The organism is Escherichia sp. KCJ4928 (assembly GCF_004352695.1).
Taxonomy (GTDB): Bacteria; Pseudomonadota; Gammaproteobacteria; order Enterobacterales; family Enterobacteriaceae; genus ECMA0423.
Genome location: NZ_SJWV01000023.1, coordinates 22,885 through 40,233, shown reverse-complemented (window position 1 = coordinate 40,233; position 17,349 = coordinate 22,885). Strand labels below are relative to the sequence as shown.

General features: G+C 52.8%; 17 protein-coding genes. 4 read left to right on the top strand and 13 right to left on the bottom strand.

Translation table 11 applies throughout. The features are described 5' to 3' along the window. Nucleotides 1-220: 220 nt before the first annotated feature. The 12 genes from trpS to hofM form a co-directional block, all read right to left on the bottom strand. On the bottom strand, nucleotides 221-1,225 hold the full coding sequence (gene trpS / locus E0D98_RS05985; protein ID WP_000165553.1) for a tryptophan--tRNA ligase: 1,005 nt from the start codon (nucleotides 1,223-1,225) through the stop codon (nucleotides 221-223). Further along, nucleotides 1,218-1,976, bottom strand: coding sequence for a phosphoglycolate phosphatase (gene gph, locus E0D98_RS05980; protein ID WP_001031706.1), 759 nt, complete (start codon nucleotides 1,974-1,976; stop codon nucleotides 1,218-1,220). The genes trpS and gph overlap by 8 nt, the downstream gene beginning before the upstream one ends. After that, nucleotides 1,969-2,646 carry a ribulose-phosphate 3-epimerase gene (gene rpe, locus E0D98_RS05975; RefSeq protein ID WP_000816280.1) on the bottom strand — a complete coding sequence of 226 codons (678 nt, stop codon included), beginning with the start codon at nucleotides 2,644-2,646 and terminating at the stop codon, nucleotides 1,969-1,971. Before rpe ends, gph begins: the two co-directional genes overlap by 8 nt. 17 nt (nucleotides 2,647-2,663) lie before the next feature. Continuing rightward, nucleotides 2,664-3,500 (bottom strand): adenine-specific DNA-methyltransferase, encoded by an 837-nt coding sequence (gene dam / locus E0D98_RS05970; RefSeq protein WP_000742143.1) that lies wholly within the window; start codon nucleotides 3,498-3,500, stop codon nucleotides 2,664-2,666. 106 nt (nucleotides 3,501-3,606) lie between these two features. Next, nucleotides 3,607-4,893, bottom strand: a complete 1,287-nt coding sequence (gene damX / locus E0D98_RS05965; RefSeq protein WP_000343209.1) for a cell division protein DamX — start codon at nucleotides 4,891-4,893, stop codon at nucleotides 3,607-3,609. 91 nt (nucleotides 4,894-4,984) lie between these two features. Next, the gene (gene aroB / locus E0D98_RS05960) at nucleotides 4,985-6,073 is read right to left on the bottom strand and encodes a 3-dehydroquinate synthase (RefSeq protein WP_000439850.1); all 1,089 of its coding nucleotides are present in this window, start codon (nucleotides 6,071-6,073) and stop codon (nucleotides 4,985-4,987) included. Between the two features lie 56 nt (nucleotides 6,074-6,129). Next, a complete protein-coding gene (gene aroK / locus E0D98_RS05955; RefSeq protein WP_000818618.1) occupies nucleotides 6,130-6,651 on the bottom strand; it encodes a shikimate kinase AroK in 522 nt (173 codons plus the stop codon). A gap of 400 nt (nucleotides 6,652-7,051) precedes the next feature. Continuing rightward, a complete protein-coding gene (gene hofQ / locus E0D98_RS05950; protein ID WP_000815968.1) occupies nucleotides 7,052-8,290 on the bottom strand; it encodes a DNA uptake porin HofQ in 1,239 nt (412 codons plus the stop codon). Next, nucleotides 8,202-8,606 (bottom strand): DNA utilization protein HofP, encoded by a 405-nt coding sequence (hofP, locus tag E0D98_RS05945; protein ID WP_001264139.1) that lies wholly within the window; start codon nucleotides 8,604-8,606, stop codon nucleotides 8,202-8,204. Before hofP ends, hofQ begins: the two co-directional genes overlap by 89 nt. After that, the gene (hofO, locus tag E0D98_RS05940; protein WP_001055763.1) at nucleotides 8,596-9,036 is read right to left on the bottom strand and encodes a DNA utilization protein HofO; all 441 of its coding nucleotides are present in this window, start codon (nucleotides 9,034-9,036) and stop codon (nucleotides 8,596-8,598) included. The genes hofP and hofO overlap by 11 nt, the downstream gene beginning before the upstream one ends. Next, entirely contained in the window at nucleotides 9,020-9,559 is a 540-nt protein-coding gene (gene hofN, locus E0D98_RS05935) for a DNA utilization protein HofN (RefSeq protein WP_001069315.1), read from the bottom strand. Before hofN ends, hofO begins: the two co-directional genes overlap by 17 nt. Beyond that, nucleotides 9,559-10,338: a DNA utilization protein HofM gene (gene hofM, locus E0D98_RS05930; protein ID WP_001297394.1), complete on the bottom strand. Its 780-nt coding sequence runs from the start codon at nucleotides 10,336-10,338 to the stop codon at nucleotides 9,559-9,561. The genes hofN and hofM overlap by 1 nt, the downstream gene beginning before the upstream one ends. 119 nt (nucleotides 10,339-10,457) lie before the next feature. On the opposite strand from hofM, the gene mrcA reads away from it, so the two are divergent. Then, nucleotides 10,458-13,010 carry a peptidoglycan glycosyltransferase/peptidoglycan DD-transpeptidase MrcA gene (mrcA, locus tag E0D98_RS05925; protein ID WP_000673804.1) on the top strand — a complete coding sequence of 851 codons (2,553 nt, stop codon included), beginning with the start codon at nucleotides 10,458-10,460 and terminating at the stop codon, nucleotides 13,008-13,010. A gap of 164 nt (nucleotides 13,011-13,174) precedes the next feature. Here the strand turns inward: mrcA and nudE are convergent, their stop codons facing one another. Further along, a complete protein-coding gene (gene nudE / locus E0D98_RS05920; protein WP_000045744.1) occupies nucleotides 13,175-13,735 on the bottom strand; it encodes an ADP compounds hydrolase NudE in 561 nt (186 codons plus the stop codon). Nucleotides 13,736-14,054: 319 nt separating this feature from the next. Here nudE and igaA point away from each other — a divergent pair, with 319 nt between their 5' ends. The 3 genes from igaA (at nucleotide 14,055) to hslR (ending at nucleotide 17,335) form a co-directional block, all read left to right on the top strand. Next, a complete protein-coding gene (igaA, locus tag E0D98_RS05915) occupies nucleotides 14,055-16,190 on the top strand; it encodes an intracellular growth attenuator protein IgaA (protein WP_000104521.1) in 2,136 nt (711 codons plus the stop codon). 64 nt (nucleotides 16,191-16,254) lie between these two features. Further along, nucleotides 16,255-16,923, top strand: coding sequence for a GMP/IMP nucleotidase (gene yrfG, locus E0D98_RS05910; RefSeq protein WP_001295168.1), 669 nt, complete (start codon nucleotides 16,255-16,257; stop codon nucleotides 16,921-16,923). A 10-nt stretch (nucleotides 16,924-16,933) separates the two neighbouring features. Beyond that, nucleotides 16,934-17,335, top strand: coding sequence for a ribosome-associated heat shock protein Hsp15 (gene hslR / locus E0D98_RS05905; protein ID WP_000660483.1), 402 nt, complete (start codon nucleotides 16,934-16,936; stop codon nucleotides 17,333-17,335). Nucleotides 17,336-17,349: the final 14 nt, after the last annotated feature.

Genomic DNA, 17,349 nt, shown 5'->3' with positions numbered 1-17,349 from the left:
TAAGTGGCAACTGTGAGATGTGGAAACGGCGAGGCGCTTCACATTTTTTCGGATTATTGCAAATGAGGATAAAAAAACCGGGTTTCCCCGGTTTCAGAGTGATGACGAAGTGATTTATTCGACAATGCGAGCAAAGGGTAATTCCCACTGGCGCTTGCCTGCTCCCCTCACCCTAACCCTCTCCCCAAAGGGGCGAGGGGACCGTCCGAGCGTTTTGATATTACGGCTTCGCCACAAAACCAATCGCTTCGTACACCGCTTTCAGCGTACGGGAAGCGTGTACACTGGCTTTTTCTGCGCCGTCTTTCATCACCTGTTGCAGGAAGGCTTCATCGTTGCGGAAACGGTGATAGCGTTCCTGCAATTCAGTCAGCATACCGGAAACGGCATCAGCCACTTCACCTTTCAGATGACCATACATCTTGCCTTCGAACTGTTTTTCCAGTTCTGGAATGCTCTGGCCCGTTACCGCAGAAAGGATATCCAGCAGGTTGGAAACGCCCGCTTTGTTCTGCACATCGTAGCGAACTACCGGCGGCTCGTCAGAATCAGTGACCGCGCGTTTGATTTTCTTCACTACCGATTTCGGATCTTCCAGCAGGCCGATAACGTTATTGCGGTTATCGTCAGACTTGGACATCTTCTTGGTCGGCTCCAGCAGCGACATTACGCGCGCGCCAGATTTCGGAATAAACGGCTCCGGCACCTTAAAGATCTCGCCATACAGCGCGTTGAAACGCTGGGCGATATCGCGACTCAGTTCCAGGTGCTGTTTCTGGTCTTCACCCACCGGTACCAGATTAGTTTGATACAGCAGGATGTCCGCAGCCATCAGCACCGGATAGTCAAACAGACCAGCGTTGATGTTCTCGGCATAACGCGCAGATTTATCTTTAAACTGGGTCATGCGGCTCAGTTCGCCGAAGTAGGTATAGCAGTTCAGTGCCCAGCCTAACTGCGCATGTTCTGGTACGTGGGACTGAACAAAAATGGTGCTTTTCTCAGGATCGATACCACAAGCCAGATACAAGGCCAGCGTATCCAGCGTCGCTTTACGCAGCTTCTGTGCATCCTGGCGCACGGTGATCGCGTGTTGGTCAACGATACAGTAAATGCAATGGTAGTCATCCTGCATGTTTACCCACTGACGCAGCGCACCCATGTAGTTACCAATGGTCAATTCACCTGAGGGCTGTGCGCCACTAAAAACGATGGGCTTAGTCATTTTTCGATTCCTGATTTTCGCTATGCGGAAGCCCTAATGCGGGCAGAAGGTCATTTATAGACTGATAAATTACATCAGGCTGGCTGAGATCGATAGCCTCGCCGTAGTTATATCCGTAGGTTAAGCCAACTGATGGGCAACCTGCCGCTTTTGCCGCCTGAATATCATTGCGTGAGTCGCCGACAAACAGCATCTGTTGTGGGGCAATTCCCATCCGCTCAGCCACCAGTAACAGCGGGTCCGGATGCGGTTTTTTGTTTTGCACATCATCGCCGCCGATAACCACGCTAAAGTATTTGGCAATATCTAAGGCTTCGAGCAGCGGCGCGACGAACGGCGTCGGTTTGTTGGTGACCAGGCCTAGCGGCAGGCCTTTAGCCTGCAACGCGCCCAACGTATCGGCAACGTGCGGGAACAAAAACGTCCCCTCTTCGGCAACCTCGCTATAGTAGCGATCGAACAGTTTACGCAGAATACGTACCTGTTCTTCTGCCGGAATGTCGTCATCAACGGGCGGTTTACCCATTGTTTTACGCAGAGTCGCACGTTCCTGACGCGCCCAGGTCAATGCGCGCTCCATCAGAACATCTGCGCCGTTACCAATCCAGGTAATAACGCGTTCTTCACCTGCGATGGGCAACTCCAGCGCATACAGCGCCATATCTACCGCAGCAGCAAGACCGGGAGCACTGTCGACCAGCGTACCATCAAGATCAAAAGCGACGCCGCGAATATCTTCAAACTTATTCATGACTTACCTTTGCCAGTTCACTGCGCATTTCATCAATGACTTTTTTGTAGTCTGGCTGGTCGAAGATTGCCGAACCGGCGACGAACATATCCGCGCCCGCCGCAGCGATTTCGCCAATGTTGTTCACCTTCACGCCACCGTCCACTTCCAGACGAATGTCAAAGCCAGACTCGTCGATACGGCGACGTACTTCGCGCAGTTTATCCAGTGTTTGAGGAATGAAAGACTGACCGCCGAAACCAGGATTGACGGACATCAGCAGGATCACATCCAGCTTATCCATCACGTAATCCAGATAGCTCAGCGGTGTCGCCGGGTTAAATACCAGTCCCGCTTTACAGCCATTTTCTTTAATCAGTTGCAGCGTGCGGTCAACATGCTCGGAGGCTTCTGGATGAAAGGTAATGATGCTGGCACCAGCGGCAGCGAAATCAGGCACAATGCGATCGACGGGTTTCACCATCAGATGTACGTCGATAGGGGCGGTAATGCCATAGTTACGCAAGGATTTCAGCACCATTGGCCCAATCGTCAGATTGGGAACATAGTGGTTATCCATGACGTCAAAATGCACGACATCAGCGCCAGCTGCCAGGGCTTTTGCGGTATCTTCACCCAGGCGGGCAAAATCAGCCGACAGAATTGAGGGGGCAATCAAATACTGTTTCATCCGCTTCTCCTTGAGAATTATTTTTTCGCGGGTGAAACGACTCCTGGTTTGTACAAAGCCAGCAGTTCGTCCACCTTTTTACGTGTGCCGCCGTTGCTGCTTATACTGCGTCGAACTTTGACGACATGCAATTTTGCGCGCTGATACCACTCACGCGTTAACATCGTATCGTGATTGGAGATCAGCACTGGAATATGGCGCTCAACCAGACCTTCGGCGATCTCCGCCAGATGCGCTTGTTGTTCAAGCGTAAAACTGTTTGTGTGATACGCCGTAAAGTTGGCGGTCGCAGACAGCGGTGCATAAGGCGGATCGCAATAGACGACGGATGCATCATCTGCGCGCGCCATGCTATCGGCGTAAGACTCACAATAGAAAAAGGCATTCTGCGCTTTTTCAGCGAAGTGATACAACTCTGCTTCCGGGAAATAGGGTTTTTTGTAGCGGCCAAACGGCACGTTAAACTCACCGCGCAGATTGTAACGACACAGGCCGTTGTAACCGTAGCGGTTCAAATATAAAAACAGTACCGCCCGACGGAACGGATCCTGGCTTTTGTTGAACTCTTCGCGGAACTGATAGTAGACCTCGGCGCAATTTGTTTCGGGAACAAACAGCTCGCGTGCGGCCTGTACGTACTCATCAGTACGCATCTTCACAATGTTATAGAGACTGATCAGGTCGCTATTGATATCGGCAAGGATATAACGAGAAAAGTCGGTGTTGAGAAACACCGACCCGGCACCTACAAAAGGCTCAACCAGACATTCGCCCTTGGGCAAATGCCGTTTAATATCATCAAGCAGGGGATACTTGCCCCCTGCCCACTTCAAAAAAGCGCGATTTTTCTTCATGCTGACTAACTAATTACACCTTCTCCGGCTGTGGAGAAAGCTCCGACAGCATCCAGCGCTTCAGGCAACTCCCGCAACGATAACCCATTGCGGGAGATAACCTTGATTACTTCAGATCGGCCTGTACCTGACGCAGCGGTTTCGCCCACGGGTTTTTGGCCTGAACATCTGCTGGCAATGTAGATACCGCTTTTTTCGCCTCTTCTTTCGAAGCGTACACGCCAGAAACCAGGACATACCACGGCTGACCATTACGCGTCGTTTCATAGACAACGTAGTTTTTCAGATTCTCTTTCTTCGCCCAACCGTTCAGGTTGTCGTAGTTAGAGGAACTGCTCAGCTGCAGAGTGTAATGGCTGGACGGTGCCGATTTCAACGAACCAACATTACCTGCGGTCTTCCCTCCAGCGGCTGGTGTTGCCGTGGTTTGCGCCGGGGATGCCGTCTGTACTGGAGCCGTAGTCGCCGTCTCTTTTGGTGCTGGCGCAGAAGTCGCAGCCGGTGCCTTCGTGCTCGCCACAGGAGCAACTGGTTCAGTACGTTTCGGCGTCTGTGCTACCGGCTTCGGCTCCGTTTTCACGGTTGCTTGCGGTTTTTTCGGTTCAATCACCGCCTGCTGACGAGCTGGGCGTGTAGTGGCCGGACGTTCAGCGGTTTGCGTTTTCGCCGTGTCACGCGATGCATTGCCATTGCGAACAGGCGCGACAGTCGCGGGTTCAGTCGGCAACGTGGAATTGACCGCCACATTGTTCAGCGGTTGCTGATTTTGTGGCTGGGTCAGCGCATTGTTCAGGTCACCCTGCACTTCAACACGTTGTTGACCATCCGTTGCCGCCGGGGTTTGCCCTTGAGTCGGCGTAGAAGAGATCGGCGGCAGAGAAACATCCTGCTGAGTATTTTCCGCAGACGTGGTTCCCGGCGCTGGCTGCACCCCATTCGCCTGATCGGTCGCATTGCCAGCAAGATCAATACTCTTCTCGCCAGACGCGGTTTGATCGCTGGAAGTGGTCGAGGGGGCTTTTAGCGCAGAACCGATACCGATGATCAACAGCAGTAGAACCAGAATGCCGACGCCCATCATCATATACTGACGAGAAGCGGGTTTACTGGCTGCTTTTTTGCGCTTACGCGGACGACGCTCTACGCGCTCTTCATCCACGGTTTCATCTTCGGATTCGTCAATTTCTTCTTCGATTTCCGGTTCCTCATTGCGCTCTTTTTGCGCACGAGTCGGACGGCGATCGTCAGTGTCATCAAGTTCAATATCATCAAAATTGATCTGCGGTTCGCCACGTTCAGTACGCTCAGAACGTTCAGAAGATTGACGAGAACGACCAGTACGACGATCGCTGGGATCGGGTTTCAGCTCGTCTTCTGGTTTGAATTCATCCATTTAACACCCCACTAAAAGGTTAATGCTTACCACGTTGCAATTAACCTGAAGCTAATAGACCGCTTGATAAGCGGCCTGACCTTTCTTGTTGTTACGCTGATTGACAATCGGCAATGGCGTTAAGAACAAGCTCGTGCGAAACGCCGCTGCGAACTTCACTCTTACCAATTGCCAACGGAAGAATTAAGCGCATCTCTCCCGCAAGGACTTTCTTGTCACGCAGCATATGCGGTAAATACGCCTGCGCGGACATTTCGCGCGGCCCATTGACCGGTAACCCAGCCCGCGTGAGCAGGGTTATAATACGCTGCGTTTCGGCAGAACTAAACTGCCCGAGACGTTCCGACGTCCGCGCCGCCATCACCATACCCGCAGCGACCGCTTCACCATGTAACCAATTGCCATACCCCATTTCAGCTTCAATGGCATGACCAAAGGTGTGTCCCAGATTCAGTAAAGCACGTAACCCGGTTTCGCGCTCGTCGGCGGCGACAACTTCTGCCTTCAGTTCACAACAACGGCGAATACAGTACGCCATTGCCGGACCGTCCAGACGCAACAACGCATCCAGATTCTCTTCCAGCCAGTTAAAAAACGCACCGTCAAGAATAATGCCGTATTTGATGACTTCTGCCAGCCCCGACGCTAACTCACGCGGGGGAAGCGTTTTCAGACAGTCGAGATCCACCACCACTGAAGCAGGCTGGTAGAACGCGCCAATCATGTTTTTACCGAGGGGATGGTTGACCGCAGTTTTGCCGCCAACGGAGGAATCGACCTGCGACAGTAACGTCGTCGGGACTTGAATGAAACGAACACCGCGCTGATAACTCGCCGCCGCGAAGCCGGTCAGATCGCCCACTACGCCGCCGCCAAGCGCCACCAGCGTAGTATCGCGACCATGCGGCTTTTGTAACAACGCCGTAAAGACGGTATCGAGTACAGCCAGGCTTTTATACTGCTCGCCGTCAGGGAGGATAACGCTATCGACGTTAACACCCGCCTGTTCAAGTACGCCGCGGACCTTATCGAGATACAGAGGAGCCAGGGTTTCGTTGGTGACCAACATGACCTGCTCGCCCGATTTCAGCGGTAAGAATGAAGCTGGTTCATTAAACAAACCAGATGCGATGGTAATTGGGTAACTACGTTCCCCGAGAGTAACGACAATCCTCTCCATAACGCGACATCCACCTTAATTACTGTACCCGCAGACGAGTGTATATAAAGCCAGAATTAGTTGCTTTCCAGCATGTGAATAATCTGGTTTGCAACCACTTTAGCGCTTTGATCATCAGTACGAATGGTCACGTCGGCAATCTCTTCATACAGCGGATTGCGTTCATTGGCCAACGCTTCCAGAACTTCACGCGGCGGTGTTTCAACGTGCAGCAACGGGCGTTTTTTATCACGCTGCGTGCGTGCAAGTTGCTTTTCGATGGTCGTTTCAAGATAAACGACAACGCCACGAGCGGAAAGACGGTTACGCGTTTCACGGGATTTCACAGAGCCGCCGCCAGTAGCCAGCACAATACCCTGTTTCTCGGTCAACTCATTGATGACCTTTTCTTCGCGATCGCGGAAGCCTTCTTCGCCTTCTAAATCGAAAACCCAGCCCACATCAGCTCCGGTTCGTTTCTCAATCTCTTGATCGGAATCGTAAAATTCCATATTGAGTTGTTGAGCTAACTGGCGCCCAATAGTGCTTTTTCCGGCACCCATAGGCCCAACCAGAAAGATATTGCGTTTCTCTGCCATTTTTTCGGTACTACTAAGACTATTCGTTAATGATAAACCCGCTTCGCTCAGAGAGCGCCGCAGGACATGAACTGAAACCTCATAAGATATTGCGAGAGTCAGACTGAAAATTATCTCAATACTCCAGCGGGTTTGGCAACTGAATAAATCACCCATCCCCCTGCATATCTGGTCGCTGCAAGCGCGCTGCCTTGCTACCACCGCTCTGGCGATAAATCACCGGGTAAGATTAGCGTAAAAAAGACAGCAAAATGCCGCCTGAATGATAAATCATCATCATGGAACGCAGGCAGCGAAGAGCACCAACTCTCAAATCGGTACTCCTTGTATGCTAAATACCTGCGCGCGTCAAATAGATGAAACACGTTCAGCATAAAAACATTACCGCTTTTACGGCTGTTTACTCACTGGAAACCAGTCGTGGCGTGATAAACACCACTAACTCGCGTCGTTCATCTTCTTTTCCGTCATGACGAAATAATTGCCCGAACCAGGGAATGTCGCCAAGCAACGGTACGCTATCCTGACCCGATTTATTTTTACGGGTAAAAATGCCGCCCAGCGCCAACGTTTCTCCGCTTTTGACCTCGACCTGCGTTTCGATCTCCTGCTTATCAATCGCCAGCACTTCGCCATCGGCCTGCTGTAGCACCTGCCCCGGAACGTTCTGGCTGATGTGTAATTTCAGCCGGATGCGACCTTTTTGTAACACCGTGGGCGTGACCTCCATCCCCAGGACGGCCTCTTTAAATTCCACCGACGTCGCGCCACTTTCCCCGCTGGAAACCTGATATGGAATTTCGCTCCCCTGTTTAATGCTGGCAGGCTGAAGATGTGAGGCCAGCAGACGCGGACTGGCGATAATATCCAGCTGCTGTTTTTGTTCGAGCGCAGAAAGCTCAAGATCCAGCAAGCGTCCGTTGATGCGCCCAATGTTAAAACCGACATGCGTTGTCGCCGTCGCTACGGAGAGGTCGCTACCAAGCGTGGTGACTTGCCCAACGCCACCAGCGTGTTGCGCATCGGCCAGCGTCCATTTCACGCCTAACTCACGCAAACTTTTTTCATTAATGGTGACAATATGCGCCGACAGCTCAACCTGCCCGACCGGCAGATCCATTTGCGCTACCCACTGTTCAAGCGCGCTTAACGCCGTTTTGTTATCTCGTAGCAAAAGGCGATTGGTGCGTTTATCGACGGTCATACTCCCTTTGGCACTCAGTAGCTTCTCCCCCGCTTTCGCCAGTTCTCCCGCGTCGGCGTATTGCAGGGTTATACTGCGATTTTCCAGCGGCAGATTTGCCTGCGCCCGCGCCTGCTCCGCCTCCTGGCGGGCGATATTGTTATTCTGCCAGGCAATGGAATGCACTGAGAGAATGTTGTCTTCCTGCCGCGTTATCAGTCCGGCGCTTTTCACTACAGTTTGTAGTGCCTGCTTCCAGGGAACATCTGTTAGATGTAACGACACCGTACCGCTGACGTCTGGCGACACGACCAGGTTCAACTTCTCCTGTTCAGCCAGCGCCTGCAACACCTGAGCTACCGGAACGTCATCCACCATCAGCGTCACTTTTTGCGGCTTTGCCGCCTGTACGCCGGGTATCAGCATCAACAGTAGTGCGGCTATCCATTGCTTCATTTGTATCTCCTTGCCGTTGCCACAACCATTGTGGCGGTTCGCAGTTTGTCCCGGTTCCCAGCGTTAGTGCGTCTGGCGTCAGCTGTAAAATTGTCCAGCCGTTTTCCAGCACATCGTTTTGCTGCACCCGTCGCCATTTCTTTTGCCCGTCTTTTATTACACCGATGATGCGCTCGCCTCGCCCTACCATCCCCTGATAGCGCCACTGGCTAAGTTCGCTAATCCGGCATAGATCTTCCGGCGGTTTAAAAGGGTCACGCATACCGGTTAAAAGGCACAATGCAATACCTGCCAACAACCAGCGTTTAACCCTCATGCGGCGTCTCCAGTTGTAGCGTGAACAAAAGATCATCACCTTCCACGCTTAACGAAAAACGGCTCACGCTGACGTTGCGCTCTGCCAGCCGTGTAAATGCCGACGGCACTGCTTCCCACAGCGTTTTCAACGCCAACTCACCTCCCTGCGCGGATGGATGCCAGGAAACCAGTTGCGCGCCGGATAACTGAAAATCCAGAGGCGAAAAGGGCAGCGTTTTTTCCTCGCTGAAGGGAGTGGTGTCTACCAGGCGATACAGTGCGGCCCACTGCTGGTGATGACTTGCCCGTAGTCGAATTAATGCGTCGCGCTCTTCATGGTGTGTCGATGATAGAAAAATGAGCGTAACTAACATCAGCAACCAGACTGCCCAGCAAAGCTGGCGGAGGCGGGGTGATGTGGCGAACCACCAGTCAAAGAACATGTTCATCGCTAACCTTCCTTGTTAACTGATACTCAAATTGCCAGCGTCCCTGCGCATCCTGCTGCGTGGCTCCCCGCTGATTGAGATGAAAAGACGCATCCTGGCGGAGTGACGTTTCTAGTGCGTTTAACGCGGTAATGCTTGTTGTCAGCCCCTTGATCTCCAGCGTTCCCTGCTGCCAGCTTATCGTTGTCAGCCAGGCGTGCTCGGGTAAAAGCGCCGCCAGTGCTTCCAGCGCAGATTGCCAGTCGCGGGTAAATTGTCGCTGGCGCTGCCGTTGCGAACGCTGTTCGCGTAACTGCTGTTGCTCCAGCAAACGTGGCTTCGTTATCTGTAAGCTGCGGGCGAGTTGTTGTTCCGCCTGAAGCAAAACTGCGTCTATGCGCGCTTCGGCGCTGCCTGTCAGACGCAGTATTAGCGTTATCCCGACGGCCAGCAGCAGAGGCGCAACGAACATCAGCAACCAGAAACGCAGAAAAGCGGTCCGGCGTTGCTGTCGCCAGGGCAAAAAATTAATTGGCGGGTTCATCAGTACGCCTTCCCAAGCGCCAGCCCCAGCGCGATGGCAAAGTCTCCACCTGACGGCGGTAGCGGCGGCTGACGAACAGAAACGGCCTCCCAGGGATCAAATCCCCCTTCGCCACATATCGCGACGCTTTCGGGATCAACGGATAACGCTGCCGCCAGCTCCTTCGCGCTAGTCATCCCCACCGCCAGTTTGCGCCCCCAGCGATAGCGTGTCGCCCACAGCCACTGTTCGTTATCACGCCAGGCCAGACATTGCTGATGAGAAGGTAAAAAAGGCAGGAATCGCTGTAATGCACTGGCATCCGGGGTGATCGCACTAACATGAACACGCAACCTTTCTGCCAGAGTAAGCAGCGTTGCCAGCTCTTTGCTTTGCGCGGCAGTCACGTTATAAGCGGGGCTGAGTGAGTCTTCGCTATAATCGAAGCGCAGGGAGTCCGGATCCATATCCAGCTCGCGGGCCATCGTCCCTGACAGCCAGGCCGTTTGCTCCCGCTCACCAAGGGACATCGACGGGCGCGGAAATGACCGCTGTAATGTGCGACTGGCGGGAAACGCCAACATAATGTGATGACGCTGCGGCAGTTCGCGACTCCAAGGTAACAACGTTTTAGCCAGCTGCTGCGCATCAACAATCCGCCCATCTTTGATAATGTCGTTCTCCAGCGGCAACCGCCACCAGCGTTGCAAAAAGCATTCTTTTGCTCCCCGCACGATCGCAACCGCTACCGCTTCTTGCTGTTGTAAATGCAAACCAATTTGCCAGATCTTAAATGCCATTGTGATGATCTCCTTATCACCCGTCACTCTGACGGGTATATCAATGCGTCTGGCTTGCCTTTATACTACCGCGCGTTTGTTTATAAACTGCCCAAATGAAACTAAATGGGAAATTTCCAGTGAAGTTCGTAAAGTATTTTTTGATCCTTGCAGTCTGTTGCATTCTGCTGGGAGCAGGCTCGATTTATGGCCTATACCGCTACATCGAGCCACAACTGCCGGATGTGGCGACATTAAAAGATGTTCGCCTGCAAATTCCGATGCAGATTTACAGCGCCGATGGCGAGCTGATTGCTCAATACGGTGAGAAACGTCGTATTCCGGTTACGTTGGATCAAATCCCACCGGAGATGGTGAAAGCCTTTATCGCGACGGAAGACAGCCGCTTCTACGAGCATCACGGCGTTGACCCGGTGGGGATCTTCCGTGCGGCAAGCGTGGCGCTGTTCTCCGGCCACGCGTCACAAGGGGCGAGTACCATTACCCAGCAGCTGGCGAGAAACTTCTTCCTCAGTCCAGAACGCACGCTGATGCGTAAGATTAAGGAAGTCTTCCTCGCGATTCGCATTGAACAGTTGCTGACGAAAGACGAGATCCTCGAGCTTTATCTGAACAAGATTTACCTCGGTTACCGCGCCTATGGTGTCGGTGCTGCGGCACAAGTCTATTTCGGTAAAACGGTCGACCAACTGACGCTGAACGAAATGGCTGTGATCGCCGGGCTGCCGAAAGCGCCTTCCACCTTTAATCCGCTCTACTCAATGGATCGTGCCGTCGCGCGGCGTAACGTCGTACTGTCGCGGATGCTGGATGAAGGGTATATCACCCAACAACAGTTCGATCAGACACGCACTGAGGCGATTAACGCTAACTATCACGCGCCGGAGATTGCTTTCTCTGCGCCGTACCTGAGCGAAATGGTGCGCCAGGAGATGTATAACCGTTATGGCGAAAGTGCCTATGAAGACGGTTATCGCATTTACACCACCATCACCCGCAAAGTGCAGCAGGCCGCACAGCAGGCGGTACGTAATAACGTGCTGGACTACGACATGCGCCACGGCTATCGCGGCCCGGCAAATGTGCTGTGGAAAGTGGGCGAGTCGGCGTGGGATAACAACAAGATTACCGATACGCTGAAGGCGCTGCCAACCTATGGTCCGCTGCTGCCTGCCGCAGTCACCAGCGCCAATCCTCAGCAAGCGACGGCGATGCTGGCGGACGGGTCGACCGTCGCATTGAGTATGGAAGGCGTTCGCTGGGCGCGTCCTTACCGTTCGGATACTCAGCAAGGACCGACGCCGCGTAAAGTGACCGATGTTCTGCAAACGGGTCAGCAAATCTGGGTTCGTCAGGTTGGCGATGCATGGTGGCTGGCACAAGTGCCGGAAGTGAACTCGGCGCTGGTGTCGATCAATCCGCAAAACGGTGCCGTTATGGCGCTGGTCGGTGGCTTTGATTTCAATCAGAGCAAGTTTAACCGCGCCACCCAGGCACTGCGTCAGGTGGGTTCCAACATCAAACCGTTCCTCTACACCGCGGCGATGGATAAAGGTCTGACGCTGGCAAGTATGTTGAACGATGTGCCAATTTCTCGCTGGGATGCAGGTGCCGGTTCTGACTGGCAGCCGAAGAACTCACCACCGCAGTATGCTGGTCCAATTCGCTTACGTCAGGGGCTGGGTCAGTCGAAAAACGTGGTGATGGTACGCGCAATGCGGGCGATGGGCGTCGACTACGCTGCAGAATATCTGCAACGCTTCGGCTTCCCGGCGCAAAACATTGTCCACACCGAATCGCTGGCGCTGGGTTCAGCGTCCTTCACCCCAATGCAGGTGGCGCGCGGCTACGCGGTCATGGCGAACGGCGGCTTCCTGGTGGACCCGTGGTTTATCAGCAAAATTGAAAACGATCAGGGCGGCGTGATTTTCGAAGCGAAACCGAAAGTAGCCTGCCCGGAATGCGATATTCCGGTGATTTACGGTGATACGCAGAAATCGAACGTGCTGGAAAATAACGATGTTGAAGATGTCGCTATCTCCCGCGAGCAGCAGAATGTTTCTGTACCAATGCCGCAGCTGGAGCAGGCAAATCAGGCGTTAGTGGCGAAGACTGGCGCGCAGGAGTACGCACCGCACGTCATCAACACTCCGCTGGCATTCCTGATTAAGAGTGCTTTGAACACCAATATCTTTGGTGAGCCAGGCTGGCAGGGTACTGGCTGGCGTGCAGGTCGTGATTTGCAGCGTCGCGATATCGGCGGGAAAACCGGTACCACTAACAGTTCGAAAGATGCATGGTTCTCGGGTTACGGTCCGGGCGTTGTGACCTCGGTCTGGATTGGCTTTGATGATCACCGTCGTAATCTCGGTCATACAACGGCTTCCGGAGCGATTAAAGATCAGATCTCAGGTTACGAAGGCGGTGCCAAGAGTGCCCAGCCTGCATGGGACGCTTATATGAAAGCCGTTCTTGAAGGTGTGCCGGAGCAGCCGCTGACGCCGCCTCCGGGTATTGTGACGGTGAATATCGATCGCAGCACCGGGCAGTTAGCTAATGGTGGCAACAGCCGCGAAGAGTATTTCATCGAAGGTACGCAGCCGACACAACAGGCGGTGCACGAGGTGGGAACGACCATTATCGATAATGGTGAGGCACAGGAATTGTTCTGATTAAAAAGGCGCTTCGGCGCCTTTTCAGTTGGCTGACAAAGTGCATTTGTTTATGCCGGATGCGGGTGAACGCGTTATCCGGCTAACAAAATCGTGAAAAATCAATATATTGCAGGAACCCCATAAGCCTGATAAGCGTTGTGCATCAGGCAAACTTCACGCATTTACACTCGCCCCTGCCCTTTCAACCATTCGCGCACGAGGAACAGCGCGCTGACATTACGCGCTTCGTTGAAGTCAGGGTCTTCCAGCAAATCCATCATATGCGCCAGCGGCCAGCGCACCTGTGGTAGCGGCTCTGGCTCATCGCCTTCCAGCGATTCCGGGTAGAGATCTTGCGCTACCACGATATTCATTTTGCTGGAAAAATAAGACGGTGCCATGCTGAGCTTCTTCAAAAAAGTCAGATCGTTCGCACCAAATCCAACCTCTTCTTTTAGCTCGCGGTTAGCGGCTTCGTAGACGCTTTCACCCGGATCAATTAATCCTTTCGAAAAACCTAATTCGTAGGATTCAGTTCCCACTGCGTATTCGCGGATCAGGATCAGGTGATCGTCCACAATCGGCACAATCATCACTGCTTCCCGGTTGGTTGGACGCATTCGTTCATAAACACGCCGCACGCCATTGCTGAACTCCAGATCCACGCTCTCGACGGTAAACAGTCGGGAACGGGCTACAGTTTCAACATTCAGAATGGTGGGTTTTTGTAATGATTTGCTCATCGTGGGATCTATGCTGTGAAATCAGCGGTTATTGTGCGATATCGGACACGCTTTCGGCAATGTGAATTGCATGTTATTTACATTTATGTAACTTAATAAATAATCGTCCTCAAATCAAATTAAAAGTCAATAGGTTGAAATAACTCCAGGAATTTGCTGATATTCCGCCTTCAGAGGGTTTGCTATGATCAGCGGTTACTGTGATGTGCTTAATGATGCTCAAGTTAAACTCCACGCTTGCCGATAGCCAACCGCAGAATCATGTATTGTGTCCGGTGCGACTGACCACGCCTGACAGACTAAGTAAGATGGGGAAAGCATGAGCACCATTGTGATTTTTTTAGCTGCTTTGCTGGCCTGCTCACTACTTGCGGGATGGCTGATAAAAGTGCGATCCAGACGGCGTCAGCTGCCCTGGACCAACGCCTTCGCGGATGCGCAAACGCGTAAACTCACACCTGAAGAACGTAGCGCCGTTGAAAATTATCTTGAGAGCCTGACGCAGGTATTACAGGTGCCTGGCCCAACGGGAGCCAGCGCGGCACCGATCTCTCTGGCGCTGAATGCCGAAAGCAACAACGTCATGATGCTGACACACGCTATCACGCGTTACGGCATCTCTACCGACGATCCGAATAAATGGCGTTACTACCTCGATTCGGTAGAAGTCCACCTGCCCCCTTTCTGGGAACAATACATCAACGATGAGAATACCGTTGAACTGATTCATACCGATTCGCTGCCGCTGGTTATTTCACTCAACGGTCATACGCTGCAGGAGTACATGCAGGAAACGCGCGGCTATGCCTTGCAACCTGTTCCATCCACGCAGGCGTCGATTCGCGGGGAAGAGAGTGAGCAAATCGAGCTACTCAATATTCGCAAAGAAACGCATGAAGAATATGCGCTGAGTCGTCCGCGCGGGCTGCGTGAAGCGTTGCTGATCGTCGCCTCCTTCCTGATGTTCTTTTTCTGCCTGATTACCCCGGATGTATTTGTTCCGTGGCTGGCAGGCGGCGCATTACTGCTGCTGGGCGCAGGTCTGTGGGGGCTATTCGCGCCCCCGGCAAAATCCTCCCTGCGAGAAATTCATTGTCTGCGCGGTACACCCCGTCGTTGGGGATTGTTTGGCGAAAACGATCAGGAACAGATCAACAATATTTCACTCGGTATTATCGACCTGGTCTATCCCGCACACTGGCAGCCATACATTGCTCAGGATCTCGGTCAACAAACCGATATTGATATCTATCTCGACCGCCACGTAGTGCGTCAGGGGCGATATCTTTCGCTGCATGATGAAGTAAAAAACTTTCCGTTACAGCACTGGCTGCGCAGTACGATTATCGCTGCGGGCTCGCTGCTGGTGCTGTTTATGCTGTTATTCTGGATCCCGCTGGATATGCCGCTGAAATTCACTCTCTCATGGATGAAAGGCGCGCAGACCATTGAAGCCACCAGCGTAAAACAACTGGCTGACGCTGGCGTGCGGGTAGGCGATACATTGCGTATTAGCGGTACGGGAATGTGTAATATTCGCACTTCCGGAACCTGGAGCGCGAAAACCAATTCACCTTTTTTACCGTTTGACTGCTCGCAGATCATCTGGAATGACGCCCGCTCATTACCATTACCAGAATCTGAACTGGTCAACAAAGCGACGGCATTGACTGAAGCAGTTAATCGCCAGCTGCACCCTAAACCGGAAGATGAATCTCGCGTCAGTGCCTCATTACGTTCAGCGATTCAAAAATCCGGCATGGTATTGCTTGATGATTTTGGCGACATTGTACTGAAGACAGCGGATTTATGTTCTGCCAAAGATGACTGTGTGCGACTGAAAAATGCGCTGGTCAATCTCGGCAACAGTAAAGACTGGGACGCGCTGGTAAAACGCGCCAACGCCGGGAAGCTCGATGGCGTGAATGTGTTATTACGCCCGGTGAGTGCGGAATCGCTGGATAACCTGGTGGCAACCTCCACCGCGCCGTTTATCACGCATGAAACGGCGCGAGCGGCACAATCACTAAACAGTCCGGCCCCCGGCGGATTCCTGATTGTCAGCGACGAAGGCAGCGATTTTGTTGATCAGCCCTGGCCTTCGGCATCACTTTACGACTACCCGCCGCAAGAACAGTGGAACGCTTTCCAGAAACTGGCACAAATGCTGATGCATACGCCGTTTAACGCCGAAGGTATCGTCACAAAAATCTTCACTGACGCCAATGGTACGCAGCATATTGGCCTTCATCCGATCCCGGATCGTTCCGGCCTGTGGCGCTATCTCAGCACCACATTGCTGCTACTGACGATGCTGGGTAGCGCCATTTACAATGGCGTACAGGCCTGGCGTCGTTACCAGCGTCATCGCACTCGCATGATGGAGATTCAGGCCTATTATGAAAGCTGCCTGAACCCGCAACTGATCACCCCTTCAGAAAGCCTTATCGAATAACACGTTTGCGCGGCAGGTTATGCTACCCTGTCGCGCAAATTGCTTCACTCTGGAGATTTCCCTCATGCATATCAACATTGCCTGGCAGGACGTAGATACCGTTCTGCTGGATATGGACGGCACATTGCTCGACCTCGCCTTCGATAACTATTTCTGGCAAAAGCTGGTGCCTGAAACATGGGGCGCGAAAAACGGGGTTACGCCACAGGAAGCGATGGAATATATGCGCCAGCAATATCACGACGTACAGCATACGCTAAACTGGTACTGTCTTGATTACTGGAGTGAGCAACTGGGTCTGGATATCTGTGCGATGACCACCGAGATGGGACCGCGTGCCGTACTGCGTGAAGATACCATTCCGTTTCTTGAGGCACTGAAAGCCAGCGGTAAGCAGCGAATTTTGCTCACCAATGCGCATCCGCACAACCTGGCGGTAAAACTTGAGCATACCGGTCTGGACGCACACCTTGATTTATTACTTTCCACCCACACATTTGGTTATCCGAAAGAGGATCAGCGGTTATGGCATGCGGTGGCCGAAGCTACGGGTCTGAAAGCTGAAAGAACGCTGTTTATTGATGACAGCGAAGCGATTCTCGATGCTGCCGCGCAATTTGGTATTCGTTACTGCCTCGGCGTGACTAATCCTGATTCCGGGATTGCCGAGAAACAGTATCAACGCCATCCGTCACTGAATGACTACCGCCGCCTGATCCCCTCGCTAATGTGAAGGAGACGCCATGAAAGAAAAACCTGCTGTTGAGGTTCGACTGGATAAATGGCTATGGGCTGCCCGTTTTTATAAAACCCGCGCGCTGGCCCGTGAAATGATTGAAGGCGGTAAGGTGCATTACAACGGGCAGCGCAGCAAGCCGAGCAAAATCGTCGAGCTGAATGCCACGCTCACTCTGCGCCAGGGAAATGACGAACGCACGGTGATTGTAAAGGCGATTACTGAACAGCGTCGCCCCGCCAGCGAGGCAGCCTTGCTGTATGAAGAGACTGCGGAAAGTGTAGAGAAACGCGAAAAAATGGCGCTGGCACGTAAACTTAATGCCTTAACCATGCCGCACCCGGACCGACGCCCGGACAAAAAAGAGCGCCGCGACCTGTTACGATTTAAACACGGCGACAGTGAATAACTGTCACCTGCAAG